At 63.4% G+C, this 15,922-nt stretch carries 14 protein-coding genes; 6 read left to right on the top strand and 8 right to left on the bottom strand.

All coding sequences use genetic code 11. The annotated features are described in order from the left end of the window. Positions 1 to 22 precede the first annotated feature (22 nt). Positions 23 to 1,321 (bottom strand): T3SS (YopN, CesT) and YbjN peptide-binding chaperone 1, encoded by a 1,299-nt coding sequence (locus tag ACN50D_RS11200; RefSeq protein ID WP_063315383.1) that lies wholly within the window; start codon positions 1,319 to 1,321, stop codon positions 23 to 25. 139 nt (positions 1,322 to 1,460) lie between these two features. Next, the gene (locus tag ACN50D_RS11195) at positions 1,461 to 2,519 is read right to left on the bottom strand and encodes an SDR family oxidoreductase (protein ID WP_211921803.1); all 1,059 of its coding nucleotides are present in this window, start codon (positions 2,517 to 2,519) and stop codon (positions 1,461 to 1,463) included. A 90-nt stretch (positions 2,520 to 2,609) separates the two neighbouring features. Between ACN50D_RS11195 and ACN50D_RS11190 the strand changes: the two genes are divergently transcribed. Both ACN50D_RS11190 and ACN50D_RS11185 read left to right on the top strand, forming a co-directional pair. Then, positions 2,610 to 2,921: an ArsR/SmtB family transcription factor gene (locus ACN50D_RS11190; RefSeq protein ID WP_007735219.1), complete on the top strand. Its 312-nt coding sequence runs from the start codon at positions 2,610 to 2,612 to the stop codon at positions 2,919 to 2,921. 150 nt (positions 2,922 to 3,071) lie between these two features. Beyond that, positions 3,072 to 4,463 carry an amidase gene (locus ACN50D_RS11185; RefSeq protein WP_211921801.1) on the top strand — a complete coding sequence of 464 codons (1,392 nt, stop codon included), beginning with the start codon at positions 3,072 to 3,074 and terminating at the stop codon, positions 4,461 to 4,463. Here ACN50D_RS11185 and ACN50D_RS11180 read toward each other — a convergent pair. After that, positions 4,455 to 5,186 (bottom strand): MBL fold metallo-hydrolase, encoded by a 732-nt coding sequence (locus ACN50D_RS11180; RefSeq protein ID WP_003946042.1) that lies wholly within the window; start codon positions 5,184 to 5,186, stop codon positions 4,455 to 4,457. The two genes, ACN50D_RS11185 and ACN50D_RS11180, sit on opposite strands and share 9 nt — an antisense overlap. A 115-nt stretch (positions 5,187 to 5,301) precedes the next feature. Here ACN50D_RS11180 and ACN50D_RS11175 point away from each other — a divergent pair, with 115 nt between their 5' ends. Next, positions 5,302 to 5,847 carry a hypothetical protein gene (locus tag ACN50D_RS11175; protein WP_307850511.1) on the top strand — a complete coding sequence of 182 codons (546 nt, stop codon included), beginning with the start codon at positions 5,302 to 5,304 and terminating at the stop codon, positions 5,845 to 5,847. Here ACN50D_RS11175 and ACN50D_RS11170 read toward each other — a convergent pair. Genes ACN50D_RS11170 through ACN50D_RS11160 form a run of 3 tightly spaced genes read right to left on the bottom strand, consistent with a single transcriptional unit; the run spans position 5,815 to position 8,361 of the window. After that, complete coding sequence (locus ACN50D_RS11170) at positions 5,815 to 6,474, bottom strand: enoyl-CoA hydratase-related protein (RefSeq protein WP_007735215.1); 660 nt, start codon at positions 6,472 to 6,474, stop codon at positions 5,815 to 5,817. The two genes, ACN50D_RS11175 and ACN50D_RS11170, sit on opposite strands and share 33 nt — an antisense overlap. Further along, positions 6,471 to 7,130 (bottom strand): helix-turn-helix domain-containing protein, encoded by a 660-nt coding sequence (locus tag ACN50D_RS11165; RefSeq protein WP_211921799.1) that lies wholly within the window; start codon positions 7,128 to 7,130, stop codon positions 6,471 to 6,473. Before ACN50D_RS11165 ends, ACN50D_RS11170 begins: the two co-directional genes overlap by 4 nt. Positions 7,131 to 7,173: 43 nt before the next feature. Further along, positions 7,174 to 8,361, bottom strand: a complete 1,188-nt coding sequence (locus ACN50D_RS11160) for a CaiB/BaiF CoA transferase family protein (protein ID WP_003946016.1) — start codon at positions 8,359 to 8,361, stop codon at positions 7,174 to 7,176. Positions 8,362 to 8,643: 282 nt separating this feature from the next. Between ACN50D_RS11160 and ACN50D_RS11155 the strand changes: the two genes are divergently transcribed. From ACN50D_RS11155 to ACN50D_RS11145, 3 genes are all read left to right on the top strand, one after another. Continuing rightward, positions 8,644 to 9,759: an XdhC family protein gene (locus ACN50D_RS11155; RefSeq protein ID WP_007735213.1), complete on the top strand. Its 1,116-nt coding sequence runs from the start codon at positions 8,644 to 8,646 to the stop codon at positions 9,757 to 9,759. 102 nt (positions 9,760 to 9,861) lie between these two features. Beyond that, positions 9,862 to 11,505 (top strand): PucR family transcriptional regulator, encoded by a 1,644-nt coding sequence (locus ACN50D_RS11150; RefSeq protein WP_007735212.1) that lies wholly within the window; start codon positions 9,862 to 9,864, stop codon positions 11,503 to 11,505. Positions 11,506 to 11,653: 148 nt separating this feature from the next. Beyond that, positions 11,654 to 13,087, top strand: coding sequence for a uracil-xanthine permease family protein (locus ACN50D_RS11145; RefSeq protein WP_136471107.1), 1,434 nt, complete (start codon positions 11,654 to 11,656; stop codon positions 13,085 to 13,087). 87 nt (positions 13,088 to 13,174) lie between these two features. On the opposite strand, the gene ACN50D_RS11140 is transcribed toward ACN50D_RS11145, so the two are convergent. Beyond that, positions 13,175 to 14,686 (bottom strand): carboxyl transferase domain-containing protein, encoded by a 1,512-nt coding sequence (locus tag ACN50D_RS11140; RefSeq protein ID WP_007735211.1) that lies wholly within the window; start codon positions 14,684 to 14,686, stop codon positions 13,175 to 13,177. Continuing rightward, a complete protein-coding gene (locus ACN50D_RS11135; protein WP_030537716.1) occupies positions 14,683 to 15,909 on the bottom strand; it encodes a CaiB/BaiF CoA transferase family protein in 1,227 nt (408 codons plus the stop codon). The genes ACN50D_RS11140 and ACN50D_RS11135 overlap by 4 nt, the downstream gene beginning before the upstream one ends. Positions 15,910 to 15,922 lie beyond the last annotated feature (13 nt).

Below are 15,922 nucleotides of genomic sequence, written 5' to 3'. Positions count from 1 at the left end.
AGCAGCGCCCGATTTCCGGTTCTCAGGCCTGATCGTCGAAGAGACCGAGTTGGGTGGGCGCTGCATCCTTGGCGGGCAGTACGACGACGCGCAGTCCGCGCCTGAGGTTGCGGATCGCGTGCGTCCACGCGCGCTTTTCGCCCGCACACAGGTCGGTGTCGTCGTCCTTGCGGCGGATGGACTCGGTCAACGCCTCGTGCCAGGCAGTCTCCTGCTCCTGGCTGATCCGCAGGTAGTCGAGAATGGTGTCGCGGTCGTGCTCACAGATCACGGCAACCTCTTCGGCGCTGAGCTCGCCCGTTCCGTCTGCGTCGAGTTCGAGGAGCGCCATGAGAGCCGGCGGAAATTCGTGGCACTCGTGTGACTCGTATTCGGCACCGGGATCTTCGTGCTCGGAGGCCATGCCGTCGTTGAAGGCGGTGTCTCCGGTTGCGCGGATGGGTTGCCCGCCCAGTTCTTCGGCGAGTTGGTCGGATGCTTCGGCCAGTTCGGCGAACGAGCGCAGAGCCCGCAGCAGGTGCTCGGCGACGAAGGGTGCGCCGTCCACGCGGACCACGCCCAGCACACTCTGCTCGACGAGAATGAGCTTGATGGTCGGCCATTGCCGATTGAGCTGAGCAAGAATTACAGCAGCGTTCTCGGGGTTCTCCACCGAATGCACGACCCGCGAGAACACCTCTACGTACTCGTCGTCCTCGAGGACACGAACATAGGTGACCTGCTCACCGCGGACCAGCGGGATATCGCCGTCGTCGTCACGCTTGGGCGGATGACCGAGAAGGCGCTCGACGGCCCCGTCGACCAGGATCCGCAGCATGTCGCCCGAACCCGAGGGAGCGTGAGACGGCGTCGTGGCGAACGCGGGCGTCGACTCGCGCCCACTGGTGCTGGCACGCAGGAACGACGGGTGCGCAATGCTCCACATTTCACGGAAGACGCGCAACACCTTTGTCACCAGCTCCTCGGGACGAGCGCGGTCGACGTCGATGTAGAAGGACATGGACCCATTGCCCTCGGGTTCGTGCTCGCACAGATCGGGAGCGTTGAACCCCATGTCGAGCAGCGCTGAATGGTCTTCCGGTTCGAGCATCCGCAGTGGATGCAGAAACCTGTTGGAAGGAACTTCACAGCGCACGGAGGTCTGGTTCCATGCGAAGAACTGGATGCACGCGGGCGCGTCGGCCAGTTCGTCCATGCTGTCGTAATGCGACTCCACCACGAGGGTGTCGTCGTCCTCCATCACGGAGATGTAGCGAGCGAGATGAGTCTCGAAAGTAGTCCAGGCACTCAGGATTTCCAGATCGAAAGTATTGTCCGACATCGTCGCTCCTCTGGTCCGGGGGCGCATGGGGCCCTACCGACGACTCGCCGAAACCCCTGCTTTTCAAACCCCGCCTACGACGTTAGTCGTGGGGTCCGACAGTGACAGTGTTCGTAGGATCCGGGTGACCGTGTTTCAGTCAGGGGATTATCTTCCGAGCCTGCAGATTGGCGAAGATGCCGAGGAACATCGCTTCGGTGTCGACGTGGCGGTGAAATCCGAACCGCCGAGCTTTCGATCCGTCAGCGAAAAAGTCGTAGTCCCATCCGAATACGAAGTCACCGAACCCCCAGGACGAGACATCGGAATACGGGGTCCGAGCAAGGTGGTGTTCCTCGACGAGCGCATCCCACACCGACTCCTTGTCCGCCATTGCGACGTCGAGGGACATCGGGAGCGGAGGTGCGACGTCCATGCCGAAGAAGGCTGCGATCTTCGGCCACATCTCCTGCCAGCGGAACAGGTCGCCGTTGTTGATGTTGAACGCCTGATTTGCGCACTCGGGGTTGGTCGCGGCCCAGACCGTCGCTTCGGCCAGGAGTCCGGCGTCGGTCATCTCGATCAAGCTGGTGTACGCGCCGGGTTTGCCGGGGAATCGGAGTGGGACACCCAGTTTCTTCGAGATGGTCGCGTAGACGGCGATGACCATCGCGAGGTTCATCGGGTTACCCAGTGCGAATCCGGAGACGACCGAGGGTCTGATCGCCGACCATGTCCACGACTTGCCGAGCTGCCTGCGTTCGAGGAACTGCTGTTGGTCGACGTTGAACTCGGGTGGCATGTGCGGTGGATCGCTCTCGCGGGCCGGAGTTTTGAACGGTCCGAGGTGTGCCCCGTAAACCTTGTAGCCCTGCATCAGGCTGACGTGCTCGAGTCCGCCCGCAACGGGCTCGATGGCGTCGAGAGTGTTGACCAGCATCGCCAAGTTGGGCGGAACCAGCTCGGCCCATGTCGGGCGGTCTTGATAGGCGGCGTAGAAGACGTGAGTGACGTCGCCCAGTCCGCTCAGTGCCGCTGCAGTCCGGTAAGGATCGAGCAGGTCGACTGCGATGTGTTCGACCCGGTCGGTGTCCGTACCGCCTCGCCGCGAGAGTCCGATGATCTTCCATTCTCCGGTCGACTCGAGGTGATCGATCAAGTTCCCACCGATCACGCCTCGGGCTCCGACCACGAGTGCCACTTTGTCGTGCTGCACCATTTCAGCCCCCATTGGTATATCGCGATGTTGCGATATAGAGAGTGAACCACACATATCGGCATTTCGCGATCTAGCGGTATGCTCACGAACATGGAAGACGCAACAACCGAGTGGGAAACGGCGTTCAAGGCGCTGGCCAACCCGATGCGTGTGCAAATCCTGCAGTGGTTGAAAGACCCCGGGAGCTTTCCCCCTCAGCTCGAGCCTGCTGAGGAGGTCGGAGTGTGCCTCAAGCACATTCAAGCGAGGGCGAAGGTGTCGCAATCGACGGCGTCTCAGTACATGGCCGCACTCCAGGCCGCGGATCTGGTGACCACCACACGAATCGGTCAGTGGCGGCATTACAAACGAAACGAGCAACAGATCGAGAAGCTTGCTGCATTCATCAGGCAGGGTTTGTAGATACCAGCACCTGACCGATCCCTCCGGGGCCGCCAACGTTGTGGCAAAACCTCACATCGCTGGCGCCGTCGGTATGTGCATTGTGGTCGTTTCTCGGGTTGCTCGTTGTCCTTACGCTCGGCAGAGGGTACTGGCAAGGAGAGGCGTGCGATGAGTCGTGAGAGCTGGGTGGGCCGTGATGCCCGATCCATCGCCGAAGCCGTGCGGTCGGGTCAGGCGTCGGCGCGGACCGTCGTCGAAGACCACCTTGCACGGGTCGACGAATGCAATGACGAACTCAACGCACTGGTCACCGTGTGCGCCGAGGAGGCTCGCACGGCCGCGGATGCCCTGGACGAACGACGCCTTCTCGGCGAGACACTCGGTCCCCTTGCCGGGGTTCCGTTCACGGTCAAGGACTTGATCGCTACTGCCGGCGTGCGTACCACCGCCGGTTCTCGAACTCTGGCGGACAACGTCCCGGCCGTCGATGCACCGGCCGTTGCGGCGTTCAAGGCTGCCGGCGCAATTCTGATCGGCAAGACCAACACCCCGGAATTCGGCGCGTGCGGCCTGACTCGCAACGAATTGTTCGGAACCACGGCCAGCCCGGTGCGACCGGACGGCGTCGTCCGGTCCCCCGGCGGATCGAGTGGCGGCGAGTCCGCGTCGGTTGCTGCCGGAATGAGCGTGCTCGGACTCGGTACGGATTTTGGTGGCTCGGTGCGTTGGCCCGCCCACTGCACCGGCCTCACTTCGGTTCGCCCGACGCTCGGACGTGTCGATCCGGAAGGTCAGTATCCAGGCGTGCTTTCGGATGGACGGGTACTCGCCAACCCTGCGACGATGCACGGCACGATCCAGACCATCGGCCCACTGGCCCGCAACCTCGGTGATGCGGCGCTTGCGTTGCGCGTCCTGTCGAAGCCGCATTTCTCGTGGACCGAGCCTGATTCGGTCGACGTCGACGACCTCGACATCCGCTGGGCCACCGGCGAGGGAACGATTCCCGTCGACGAAGAAATCCGGTCAGCGGTTCGGACGGTGGCGATCAGCCTGGACGCGAGCGAGTACGACGGTCTGGCCCTGTCGCGGGCCAACGCGCTTTTCGGTGCGTTGCGATCGGTCGAGACCCACGCGGACATCTACTCTCTCGCAGCAGGTTCAGCGCACGCTTTCGACGCGGACATCACCGCCATGCTTGCGGCAGGCCGTGATCGCAGTTCCGCCGAGGTGGAAGCGCTGTGGGCGGATCGCGCGGTGTTGATCAGCGAATTCCTCGGCGAGATGGGAGACGCACTGATCCTGCCGGTTGCGTCGGTGCTCGCTCCGCCGCTCGGTGTGGAGAGCTTCGAGGTGGACGGTCGCAAACTCACATGGATGGATGCGCTCGCGAGTTGCCGGGCGATCAGTGTGCTCGGTCTTCCGTCGGTCGTGGTTCCGGTAGGACTCTCCCGCAACGGTTTACCGATCGGGGTGCAGGTGGTGGCGAGACCGTTCCGCGAGCACGTTGCGCTGTCCGTGGCGGCGCGAATCACGTCGAATGCGCAAGCTCTAGTCTGACTTCCATCTTTCGGTTTCGGCTGCGAAACGTGTTGCGTACGAGTCGGCCAGGTCGTGAAGCGTGGTGACGCAGTCGCCGTAGTACGTCGGTGCATGCATGGTAGCCAGAATCCGCGGCTCGAGGTCGGCCAGGGCGCGGATCGTGGGTTCGAGATCCGGGGTGAGGCAGGTGGCGTGGCCCAAGTCCTCGGCTTCCAAAGCGGGACCGACGATTTCGTGCTCGGTGGTCGCGGGGTGGTGCCCGAACGCAGTGAAGAGATCTCCGCAGAACAGCGTCGACGTCGTCTCCTCGAACATCAGACCCGCGTCCCAACCGTGTGGGACGTGTGGGGTGTCGATGTGCCGGACTCGGCGGCTGCCGGTTTCGAGTACGTCGCCGTCCTGCAAGGGAAGTGGCGCCCGATCGGCCAGATCGTTGACCTGGACGAAGCACCCCATCGCACCGTGTGCAACTTGCGCTTCGGGGGCCGCCGCAAGCCAGGAGTTCATGGACCCGCATTCGTCGGCCTCGACGTGACCGAACGTGATCCATTTCAGACGGTCGATGTCGATCAGCGTGGAGAGTGCGTCGGAAGCCGAGGTGAACAACGCTCGCTGCCCGGTGTGGAAGAGCAAGGGTTCCTCGCCGTCGACGAGAAACTGGTTCATCGTGAGGTTCGCTTCGTCCACGAAGGTCGACAGTCGGTAGATGTCCGGCGCGATTTCGGTGATCGTGGTGGTCATCGCTGTGCTCCGATCAGGGCTGTTGTACATGTCGAGCTGTCTTCTCCAGCCTTCTCGCCGCCCCGCGCCTGCACAAGGTTCTGGACGTGCTTACGGCTCTGCAATAGTGGAGGACGTGTTCGTACTGCTGCTGACAGGCCCGCCGGGCGCGGGGAAGAGTTCCGTGCTGACCGCGCTTCACGATCGACTCGGCGAGGCCGGGGTGAGCAACGCGATGATCGAGGTGGACGAACTCGAGCGGTGCTATCCGCCGCTGGGGGCCGAACGGGCAATCTCACACGTCGGGATGCTGTGTGCGTCGTACCGGGACGCGGGGTACGGACTCCTGTTTCTCACGGCGACCGTCGAAGACGACGACTACGGGCGCGCCCTGCTGGCCGCGACCGGCGCCGAGGGGCACCTGCTGGCGCGCCTCGAGGCCGATCCGGATACGTTGCGTACCAGAATCATCGAACGTGAACCGGCCGGCTGGGCCGGGTTGGACGAGTTGGTGGAGGCGTCACAACTGCTGGCCGGTTCGATGCCGACGCTCAGTGGAGTCGACGTGGTTCTGAGCACCGCAGGCCGCGATCCCGAGAGTGTTGCCGACGATCTGGAAGCGGCTCTGCGAGAACACAGTCCGTCGCTTCTAGCCGTCGGTGTTCAGAGCGGTGACCACTGAAGCGAACATCGTCGACTTGATTGCCCCCAGTGTGCCCGCATTCTTCGGGCCGATCGGTGCAACCATTTCGATGGCCTTGGCGGTCAAAGCGTCGACTGATGCGGTGAAGTCCACCAAACCGGCTGCGAATGCGTCACTTCCGCCGTATCGCCGCCCCGTGGTCATGGCGACGATTGCCGACGCCGGGCTGAGTTTGGCCTGGATGAGAGCTGCCATTCCTTCGGTGAAGGGGATGTTGATGTCCACCTCCGGGAAGCAGTAGTAGCCGCGATCATCGCGCATGACGCGGTAATCGTGCGCGATGCCGAGCATGGCGCCGGCTCCGAAGGCGTGGCCGTTGATCGCCGCGACGGTGGGCATCGGGAACGTCAGCATCCGAGCGAACAGCGACTGCACCTGCTGCACATACCACTTCGCCTTGTCGCCGTTCGCGCCCAGCCAGTCGAGGTCGAGTCCGTTGGAGTAGAACTTGCCCGTCGCCGTGGTGACCAGGGCATGTGCGCTTTCGCTCAAAGCCTGGTCGAGTAGCTTGTCGACGGAATCGAGCCACTCCGGCGAGAATCGATTCTCGTCCTCGCCGAGATCGAGAACGGCGATCTTGTCTTCGAAGCGCAGAGTTGCGGTCATGATTGGCCTTTCCTGTTGCGTGGCTTGGGCAGTGGTGGGTCGAGATGCAGAACCGCTCGAACGGCGGCATCCAACCGCGCGCGTGCTGCGGCGTCGGGGACTCGCCAACCGTCGGCGCGTTTGGCGGGATGAATGAGTAATCCGGTAGGCAGGCCGACAACACAGGCCTCGATTGCCTCGACGGCTCGGCCGTCCTTGCGGCCCCAGAGCGCGGTCGACAACCGGATGAACAACTCGACCAGAGACCGGTCGAGTTGTGTGAGTTGCTCGGCGATGTCGGCAGGGATGTCGGTGCCGAGCAGTTCGTCGCGCTGGATCGTCAACAGCAGCAACGCGGATTGTGGGTAGTCGAGCGCGAAGACAGCCGGAACTTCGGCGGCTGCGACGACGGCGGAAACCGCCGAAGTCGGCGACGGGTCCGCGAGAGCGTCGTCCACTCTCGATTGTTGAAGCGCGAGAAATCGTCGCGCAGCACGCAGCCACGCGCTACCGACCAGTCCACTGCGAGAGCCGAATGCGTGATAGATCGCCCCGTTGGATACACCGGTGGCGTCGGAGACTGCCCGGACCGTGACAGCGCTCGGCCCGGCAGTGGCGGCAAGTTTTTCGGCAGCGTCGAGCAGGGTGTCGAGGTCGTGGACGCGTGGCCGAGGCATGAACGCACAGTAACAGAGCGTCTGCTCTGTTACTCGTGTGCAGTCAGATCACCGAATTTGCGCGAAGATCCTCGATCTCCTCCGGGCGCAGGCCGAAGTCGGTGAGTACGTCGTCGGCGTCACCGCCGAGAGTCATGGGTGGCGCATTCCTGACGGGAAGGGTCTTGCCGTCCACCCAGAACGGTCCGCGGACAACGGGAATCGACGTTCCGTCGGCGCTCTGGGTCTGCTCGACCATCTGCAATGCCTCGACCTGCGGGTCGGAGAACACCTGATCGATCGAATGGATGGGGCCGCAGGGGATTCCGGCACCGCGGATCTCGGAGATCCATTGCGCTGCGCCCTTCGTGGTCAGTAGGTCCTCGAGTTCTTTGGTCAGTTGGTCTCGGTGCGCCAAACGTTCTTTACCCGTGGCATATTCGGTACGGAAGGCGAGCTCGGGGTCACCGAGTACCGAGCACAGTGCGATCCAGTGCTTGTCCGAGCCGGTGGCAATGTTGATCGGGAAGTCGGCAGTGTCGAAAGCGCCGTACGGCGTGATCGTCGGGTGCGTATTGCCGTTCGGCGTCGAAACCCGCCCGGTGCTCAGGTAGTCCTGCGCCTGGAAGGTCATGATCGAGATCGCGGATTCCAGCAACGAGGTCTGCACGCGGTGCCCACGACCGTCGCGTCCGCGCGAAGCCAGTGCCGCCGTGATTCCCAGTGCCGCGTAGATGCCCGAGACCGTGTCGATGATGGGGATACCGACCCGCATCGGGGTCTGTTCCCCGGCACCGGTGACCGACATCAGCCCGGACATGCCCTGGGCCACCTGATCGAGTCCGGGCGCGAACTGGTCAGGGCCCACCGGGCCGAAACCACTGATGCTCATCACGACGAGCCCTGGATTCTCCTGCTCGAGCGAGTCGGGATCGAGCCCCATGTCGGCCAGTACTCCCGGACGGAAGTTCTCGACCAGCACATCCGCGTCGAGGGCCAGGCTGCGAAGCAGTTTCCGCCCGCGGTCACTGCGCATGTCGATGGCGATCGACCGTTTGCCGCGGTTCACGGAAGCGAAGTAGAGGCTTCGATCGCCGTCGAACGGCGGCCACTGACGCGAACTGTCGCCGGAGCCACGGGTTTCGACCTTGACCACGTCGGCGCCGAAATCCGAGAGTAGTGACGTGCACAGAGGCCCCGCGAGAGCACGGGTGAGGTCGAGAACTTTGATACCGCTGAGCAATTGGTCCATGGGAGAAACCTCGGTTCTGTGGTGTGCAACGTCGCCCACTCGATCCGTCGCACCATCTGCGTGAATTGCCGCTGCAGTGATCGTCGGAGAGGGGAAGAATGAAGGTCAGGCCTGCTTTCGGCTGGGCTCGGTGACAACACTGGTCGAGAGCGCAAGGTGATGCGACGGCGACATTGCACAACTGCAGGGCCCGGATTTAGGCGCATTGTGTGACAGGCAGGATTGCGGTGGGCCGATACCGTGAACTCTCTACGGACGGCGATGCAAGCGGGAGGCGAGGCGATGCGCGACATTTCCACTCAGCTGGCGCAGTGGCACGCCCGCGGCGAGGATTTTGCACTGGCGACGGTTGTCCGTACCTGGCGATCCTCACCGCGCATGCCCGGTGCTTCGATGGCCGTCTCACGCTCCGGCGAGGTGGTCGGCAGCGTCTCGGGTGGGTGTATCGAGAGTGCACTGTACGAGATCGCCCAGGAGGTTCTCGCCGACGGCACCAGTCGCGTCGAGGTCTTCAGCGTCTCCGACGACGACGCCATCGGAGTAGGGCTGACCTGCGGCGGAACCATCGAAGTGTTCGTCCAGGCCGTCGGAGCCGATTTCGTCGAGTTCGGTCAGGTTTGTGAACGGATCGAGGCCGATACGCCCGTCGTCGTGGTCACCGAAGTGCGTCCGGGAGCACCGGCACGGCACCTCGTCGTCGAGCACGGCCGACGCAGCGGAGATCTGGATGCCACGGAGGACGAGGTGTCCATCCTGCTGCGCACGATGGACACCGGTGAGTCCGTCGCTTTTGTCGCGCCGGCGGGAACTCTCATCGATTCGCAGCACGACCTGCTGGTCGAGATCTTCGCGCCACTACCGCGGATGTACGTGTTCGGGGCCATCGACTTCGCGGCCTCGATGTGTACGTTGGGCGCCTTTGCGGGTTATCGCGTGACCGTCGTGGACGCACGGCCGGTCTTCGCGACACGGGCGCGCTTCCCCGACGCCCACGATCTGGTCGTCATGTGGCCACACAAGTTCCTCGAAACCGCACCGATCGACAACAAAACCGTCCTGGCCGTGCTCACGCACGACGAGAAGTTCGACATCCCCCTGCTCGAGATCGCGCTGCGTTCGCCGGCTGCGTACGTCGGCGCGATGGGAAGTCGTGCGACGCATGAGCGTCGGGTGGCGCTGTTGAAGGAGCGAGGCGTCACCGACGCCGAGTTGGGGCGTCTGCACTCACCGATCGGGTTGGATCTCGGCGCGAGGACACCGGAGGAGACTGCAGTGTCGATCCTCGCCGAGATGACCAAGACCCTTCGCAATGCCTCCGGTTTGGAACTGCGGGATCTGCAGGGGCCGATCCACCCGCCACCTCAGGAGAATCCGACCGCCCTGCATCGAACGGCCTGAGTCGACTGCGCTGAATTCGGACATCTTGTGTTCGGTGGGGATAGGATCGTTTCTTTCGTGAACCATCTTCCGTGATCCGAATGAAATCGAGGTGCCTGCCAAGTGGCAAACCCGGCCGTACCGGCATCCGAGGTGAATGCTGTTCTCTCCGAACTTCTTCGAACCCAGCTCCTTCCTGGTGTTCGAAAGGTCGCCGGCGGCTGCGAAGACCCGACGGTAGCCCGGGTGGGATTCATGGCGGTTCCGGACATCGGACCGTGGCTGCGGCACGGACAGTTGCTGATCACCACGCCGGAAACCCTCGCCAGGGTCACCGAAACCTTCAAAGCATTTGTCGGACGGTTGTCGACGCGAGGTGTTGCGGCACTTGCCGTCCAATTCGGCGCAGACGGGGACACTCTCGCGCCGGAGCTGGTCGACGCGGCCGAAAGCGCCGGCTTCCCGCTCCTGGTTTTTCACGGTGCGTGTGATCACCCCGCGGCGAGAGACCGTGAGCAGACGGAGTCGGCCCAGATCGACGCCATGTTCGGGGCCGAGCGCTTGCGACGGCTGCTGGTCGACGTCGTGATGGGCGGCGGCGGCCTCCCGCAATTGACCGAGGTCATCGCACGGGAGATGAAGGGCGCCGCCCTGATCACCACCTCGGACGGACGCGAGATCTGCCGCGCCGGGGATGCCGCGGAGCGCAAGCATCTGTCTGCCTGTCCCGCCGTCGATTCCACCGGTCGTCTGCGGACCGACACCGTCGAGGGCGGGTTGGGTCTGCACGAGTTCGACGGTCAATTCATCGCGGTGTCCGCGATTTCCGCCAATCACATCGACCACGGGCGTCTCGCGTTGTTCACCGGTGAGCGCGTGATGACGAGTTACGACCAGTACCTGGTCGAGCGAGCGGCGTCGGTGTGCGCGTTGGTCATCACCCGTGAGCAGGCCGTGGCGTCGGTGGAAGAACGCCATCGCGCCAACTTCGTTCACGACCTGCTCCTCGGCCGGGCCGGGGACCACGATCACGTTGTCTCCCACGCCAAGACGTTCGGTTGGGACTTCGATCGCCCGCTGGTGATCGTCTCGATCGAGCCGGACCCGATCGACGAACCGGCCTCGGCGGCGCCCGCTCGGCTGCCCGTCGTCGATCGCCAGGCGATGGCGTTCTCCGGGGCGATCGCCCACCGCGATCCCGGTGCGGCGGTGACCGCGCTGACGGGCGAGACGGTGATCGTCATGGGCGTCGGCACTGACACGATGGCATTGGTGCGGGACCTCGTCACGGTCGTTCGCGGTGAAGGTGGCGGCGGGAGAAGGCCGTTCAGTGTCGGGGTGTCCCGGCCGACAGCGGCGATCGACGCAGTCCCCGCGCTCTACAGTCAGGCGCGCACCGCACTGACCGTCGGGCGACGGATCTCCGGTCCGTGGACGGTGACTCAGTTCGACGATCTCGGTGTGTACAGACTGCTCAGTCTGGTCGAGGACGAAAACGAGCTGGAGACGTTCGCGCGGGAGACACTGCGGGAACTGACGGAGGAAACTGCCGAAGCGCAGGACATGCGCAAGACATTGGAAGTCTTGCTCGCGACCAACATCAACATCGCCGAGACAGCGCGCAAGCTCCACTTCCATTACAACACACTGCGTTACAGGGTCGTTAAGCTGGAGAAAATGCTGGGACCCTTCACGGCGCAACCCGAGCTACGGCTGGATCTGTCTCTAGCACTGAAGATAACCGCGATGCGCGGCATCAATCACTAATATTGCCAATCCGAGTCCGTGGGTTCTGGCAGATTGTCATCACGTCGATACCCCTGCGCTGTAATAGCGTTTCACTCCAGTCACGGTGTTTTGTGAGCTGGAGCACACTCAGCGTTCGGACACCTTCCTCTGCACGAAAGGTCCCATCATGCCGATTTGGACGTTGCACGGAGATGGAAAGAACATCAAACCGGGTGAAGTGGTCGCTCCCGGCGAGCGGCTCAGCTGGGGAAGAACCATCGGGCTGGGCAGCCAGCACGTGGTGTCGATGTTCGGCGCGACGTTCGTCTTCCCGATCATCATGGGGCTCAATCCTCAACTTGCCGTGATGATGTCGGGTTTCTGTACGCTCTTCTTCCTGCTGGTGGTCAAGGGACGCATCCCCAGCTACCTCGGTACGTCGGCGGCCTTTGTCGGTGGTATCGCCGCCATTCGTGCCCAAGGCGGAACATCCGCAGAGGTGACCGGCGCGATCCTGGTGTCCGGACTGGTCCTGGCAGCCATCGGTATCGCGATCCACTTCCTCGGTGGCCGGGTCGTATTCAAGGTTCTTCCCCCGGTGGTGACCGGCGCAGTGGTGATGCTGATCGGATTCAACCTGGCACCCGTCGTCGCGGGGCTGTACTGGCCACAGGACCAGTGGGTGGCTCTTATCGTCATGGTGGCCCTGATCGTCATGAGTATCGCGCTACGCGGCTTTATGGCGCGCATCGCCATCTTCCTGGCGCTGATCTTCGGCTACGTCCTCTCCTGGGTCCTCGACCGGGTCTCGGGGACGATCACCTCCTACGACGCAGGCACCGGTCAGATCACCGAGCACTTCCGCGTCAACTGGGATTCGGTGCAGTCGGCGTCGTGGTTCGGGCTTCCTCCGTTCTCGGACGAGGCCAACGGAATCGTCGGCATCCACGCTCCGTCGTTCAGCCTCACGTTCATCATCCTGGTCCTTCCGGGTGTCATCGCGTTGATCGCGGAGAACGCGGGCCACGTCAAGGCCGTGGCCGAGATGACCGGGGACGACCTCGACCCGTACATGGGACGTGCGCTCGCCGGTGACGGTTTCGCCACCGCTATCGCCAGCAGCGTCGGCGGTTCGCCCACCACGACGTACGCCGAGAACATCGGTGTCATGGCAGCGACCCGTGTGTACTCCACCGCCGCCTACGCGGTTGCCGGCATCGTCGCCATGATGCTCGGCTTCTCCCCCAAGTTCGGTGCCGTCATCTCGGCGACGCCCGGCGGTGTTCTCGGCGGAATCACTGTGGTGCTCTACGGCATGATCGGTCTGCTCGGCGCCAAGATCTGGAAGGAGAACGGCGTCGACTTCGGGAATCCGCTCAACCTCATGCCGATCGCGGCCGGCCTCATCATCGGTATCGGCGACACCGCTCTGAAGTTCAGTGACACGTTCTCGCTCAGCGGCATCGCGCTCGGCACCATCGTCGTGATCGGGATGTACCACCTGTGCCAGTTCATCGGTTCGAAGAACCCGGAACTGAATGCGAAGAATCCGGAACCGAACAAGCCGGATTCGAAGACTCCCGGCGGCGATCGGGAGGAACCCGCCAAGCAACTCACGTGACGCTTGGCTGAGTGTGCTCGATCGACGAAGGCCGGACATCCTCCGCGGAGGATGTCCGGCCTTTCCGGTGTTCTGGGTACTGATCGATCAGACGGAGGTACTGGCTTCGACCAGGCCGATACGGTCGATGCGTTCGGTGCGGGTGTTGAGCCGTTCAGTCGCATCGGTAGCACTGAGCACGCTCAGCTCGTAGTGCAGTACCGCTCCGACGCGAGTGCAGAAGGCGGCGGATTCGTCCGCGGCATCGGGAAATTCGGGGATGACCCGATCGACGATGCCGCCCGCGAGCAGATCGAAGGACCTGATCCCTTGACTGGCTGCCATGTCCGGCGCGTGCGTGACGTCGTGGAACATGATCGCGCTCGCACCTTCGGGAGGTAAGGGCGAGAGCCAACCGTGGCGGGCCGCCAGCACTCGATCGGCCGGAATCAGTGCCAGGGCGCCGCCGCCCGTGCCCTGCCCGAGCAGGAGGGAAATGGTGGGGACCTCGAGTGAAATCATGTCGGCTATGCACCGAGCGATCTCGCCCGCCAGTCCACCTTCTTCGGCCTCCTTCGACAGTGCCGCGCCCGCTGTGTCGATGATCGTCACCAGCGGCAGGTCGAGTTCTGCGGCCAGCCGCATACCTCGCCGAGCCTCCCGCAGAGCGCCGGGGCCGAGTGGGGAGTGAGCAGTCTGTCCGCGCCGGTCCTGTCCGAGAAGGACGCAGGGCATGTCGCCGAAGCGAACGAGCGCGAGCATGATGCCGGGATCGTTCTCGCCTTGGCCGGTTCCGTTGAGCGGGAGCATGTCCGAGGCGGAATTGAGCAACACTTCCCGTATCCCCGGTCGGTCTTCGCGCCGGGATGCGACGACGGATTCCCACGCCGACGTATCGGGTGGGCAATCGTACGAGCACGGGTCACTGGGCAATAAGTACCCACGATGCGCCCCGGTGATGATGCGCAATGCGCGTTCGACGATTTCGGCGAGCTGGTCTGGCGGCCTCACTGCATCGATGAGTCCGTGCTCGTGAAGGTTCTCCGCTGTCTGGACACCGGCGGGGAAAGGTGAGTTGTACAAGGCCTCGAACACTCGAGGGCCGAGGAATCCGACGAGGGCCCCCGGTTCCGCGATCGTCACGTGACCGAGTGATCCCCAGGACGCGAATACGCCTCCGGTGGTGGGGTTTCGGAGATAGACGATGTAGGGCAGGTGCGCTTCTTTGTGCTTGATGAGCGCCGCGGTGATCTTGACCATCTGCAAAAACGCCGTCGTCCCCTCCTGCATACGCGTTCCCCCGGACGTGGGAAGCGCAAGAAGGGGCAGCTGCTCTTGGGTGGCTCGACGGATGGCGACGACGAGGCGTTCTCCCGCCGCCACGCCGATCGAACCACCGAGAAAACCGAACTCGCAGACGATGATTGCCACACGGCGGCCTCGGACGGAGGCGCTTCCGGTCAGGACGGACTCGTCGAGCCCGGTCTTCTCCTGGGCCCGCAGAAGTGCTTCGGCGTAGTCGGAGTCGGTCGCGACGGGAATCGGAGGGGTATCCCACGATTCCCAGGTGCCGGCATCGATCACCAGATCGAGCAAGTCGCGAGCCGTCAGGCGGTTCATCGGGTGAATCCTTGTAGCCACGACATGATTTCGTCAGTGTCTTCACCGAGAACCGGAGGTGCAGTGTGGCGGGTCTCCGTCACTTCGGTTCCGTCCGGATCGAAAAATCGTAGCGGTGGACCGGGCAGTGTGATGTTTCCGAGCGTGCTGTGGTCGACGTCGACGAGCAATCCCTGTGATCGGGTCTGCTCCCATTCGTACACTTCGGAGATCGTCCGAACCCGTCCTGCCGGTACTCCGATGCGGTCGAGTTCGGTCAGAAGCTCGTCACGCGAGTACGGCTTGAAGGTACGTTCGATCAATTCGACGACCTGGAAATGATTTTCGACGCGTTCGGCGTTTGTTGCCATACCCGGGGCGTCAGGGTCGAGGTCGAATCCTTCGCAGAATCTTCTCCACAGGCTTTCGCTGCCGACCGAGATCTGTACTGCGCCATCGCCGGTACGAAAGAGTCCGTACGGTGCGATGGAGGGATGGTGGTTGCCCTGCGCTGTGCCTACCTCACCGGCGACGGTCCACTTCGTTCCTTGAAACGCGTGAACACCGACCACGCTGGCCAAGAGCGACGTTCGGACAACGCGGCCTCTCCCCGTCTGCTCGCGTTCCTTCAAAGCCGCGACGACACCGAACGCCCCGTACATTCCGGCGAGAAGATCGGCGATCGGAACTCCGACTCGTTGAACGTCGTCCGGACTCGAGCCGGTCAGCGACATGAGTCCGGCTTCCCCCTGGGCGATCTGGTCGTAGCCGGCGCGACCGCCTTCCGGGCCGTCGTGGCCGAAACCGCTGATGGACAGAACGATCAGTCGAGGATTGAGTTCGGCCAGCCGCTCGGTCGAGAATCCGAGTCGATCGAGAACTCCGGTGCGGAAGTTCTCCATGAGAACATCGGCGCGGCAGACGAGATCTTCGAGGGTCGCGCGCCCACTGTCGGATTTCAGATCGAGCGTGATCGACTTCTTGTTCCGGTTCGTGGACAGAAAATACGTCGATTCCCGTTGCGTGTTCGGTGGTTCCAACGTGGGCTCCACAAAAGGCGGCCCCCACCCACGGGTGTCGTCGCCGCCGTGAGGTGATTCGACCTTGATCACGTCGGCACCCAGATCGCCGAGCATCATTGCCGCGTGAGGACCCGCGAGTGCGCGCGTGAGGTCGACGACTATCACGTCGTGTAACGGACCACTACGAGCACTTGTGTTGTGAGGCTTCGAAGTCGAGTTCATGTCGCACCGCCGT

Origin of the sequence: Rhodococcus sp. SB1D, assembly GCF_048573875.1 — a bacterium.
GTDB lineage: Bacteria > Actinomycetota > Actinomycetes > Mycobacteriales > Mycobacteriaceae > Rhodococcus_F > Rhodococcus_F qingshengii.
The sequence above is the reverse complement of the archived record's forward strand: the minus strand, read 5'-3'. Positions and strand labels throughout refer to the sequence as shown.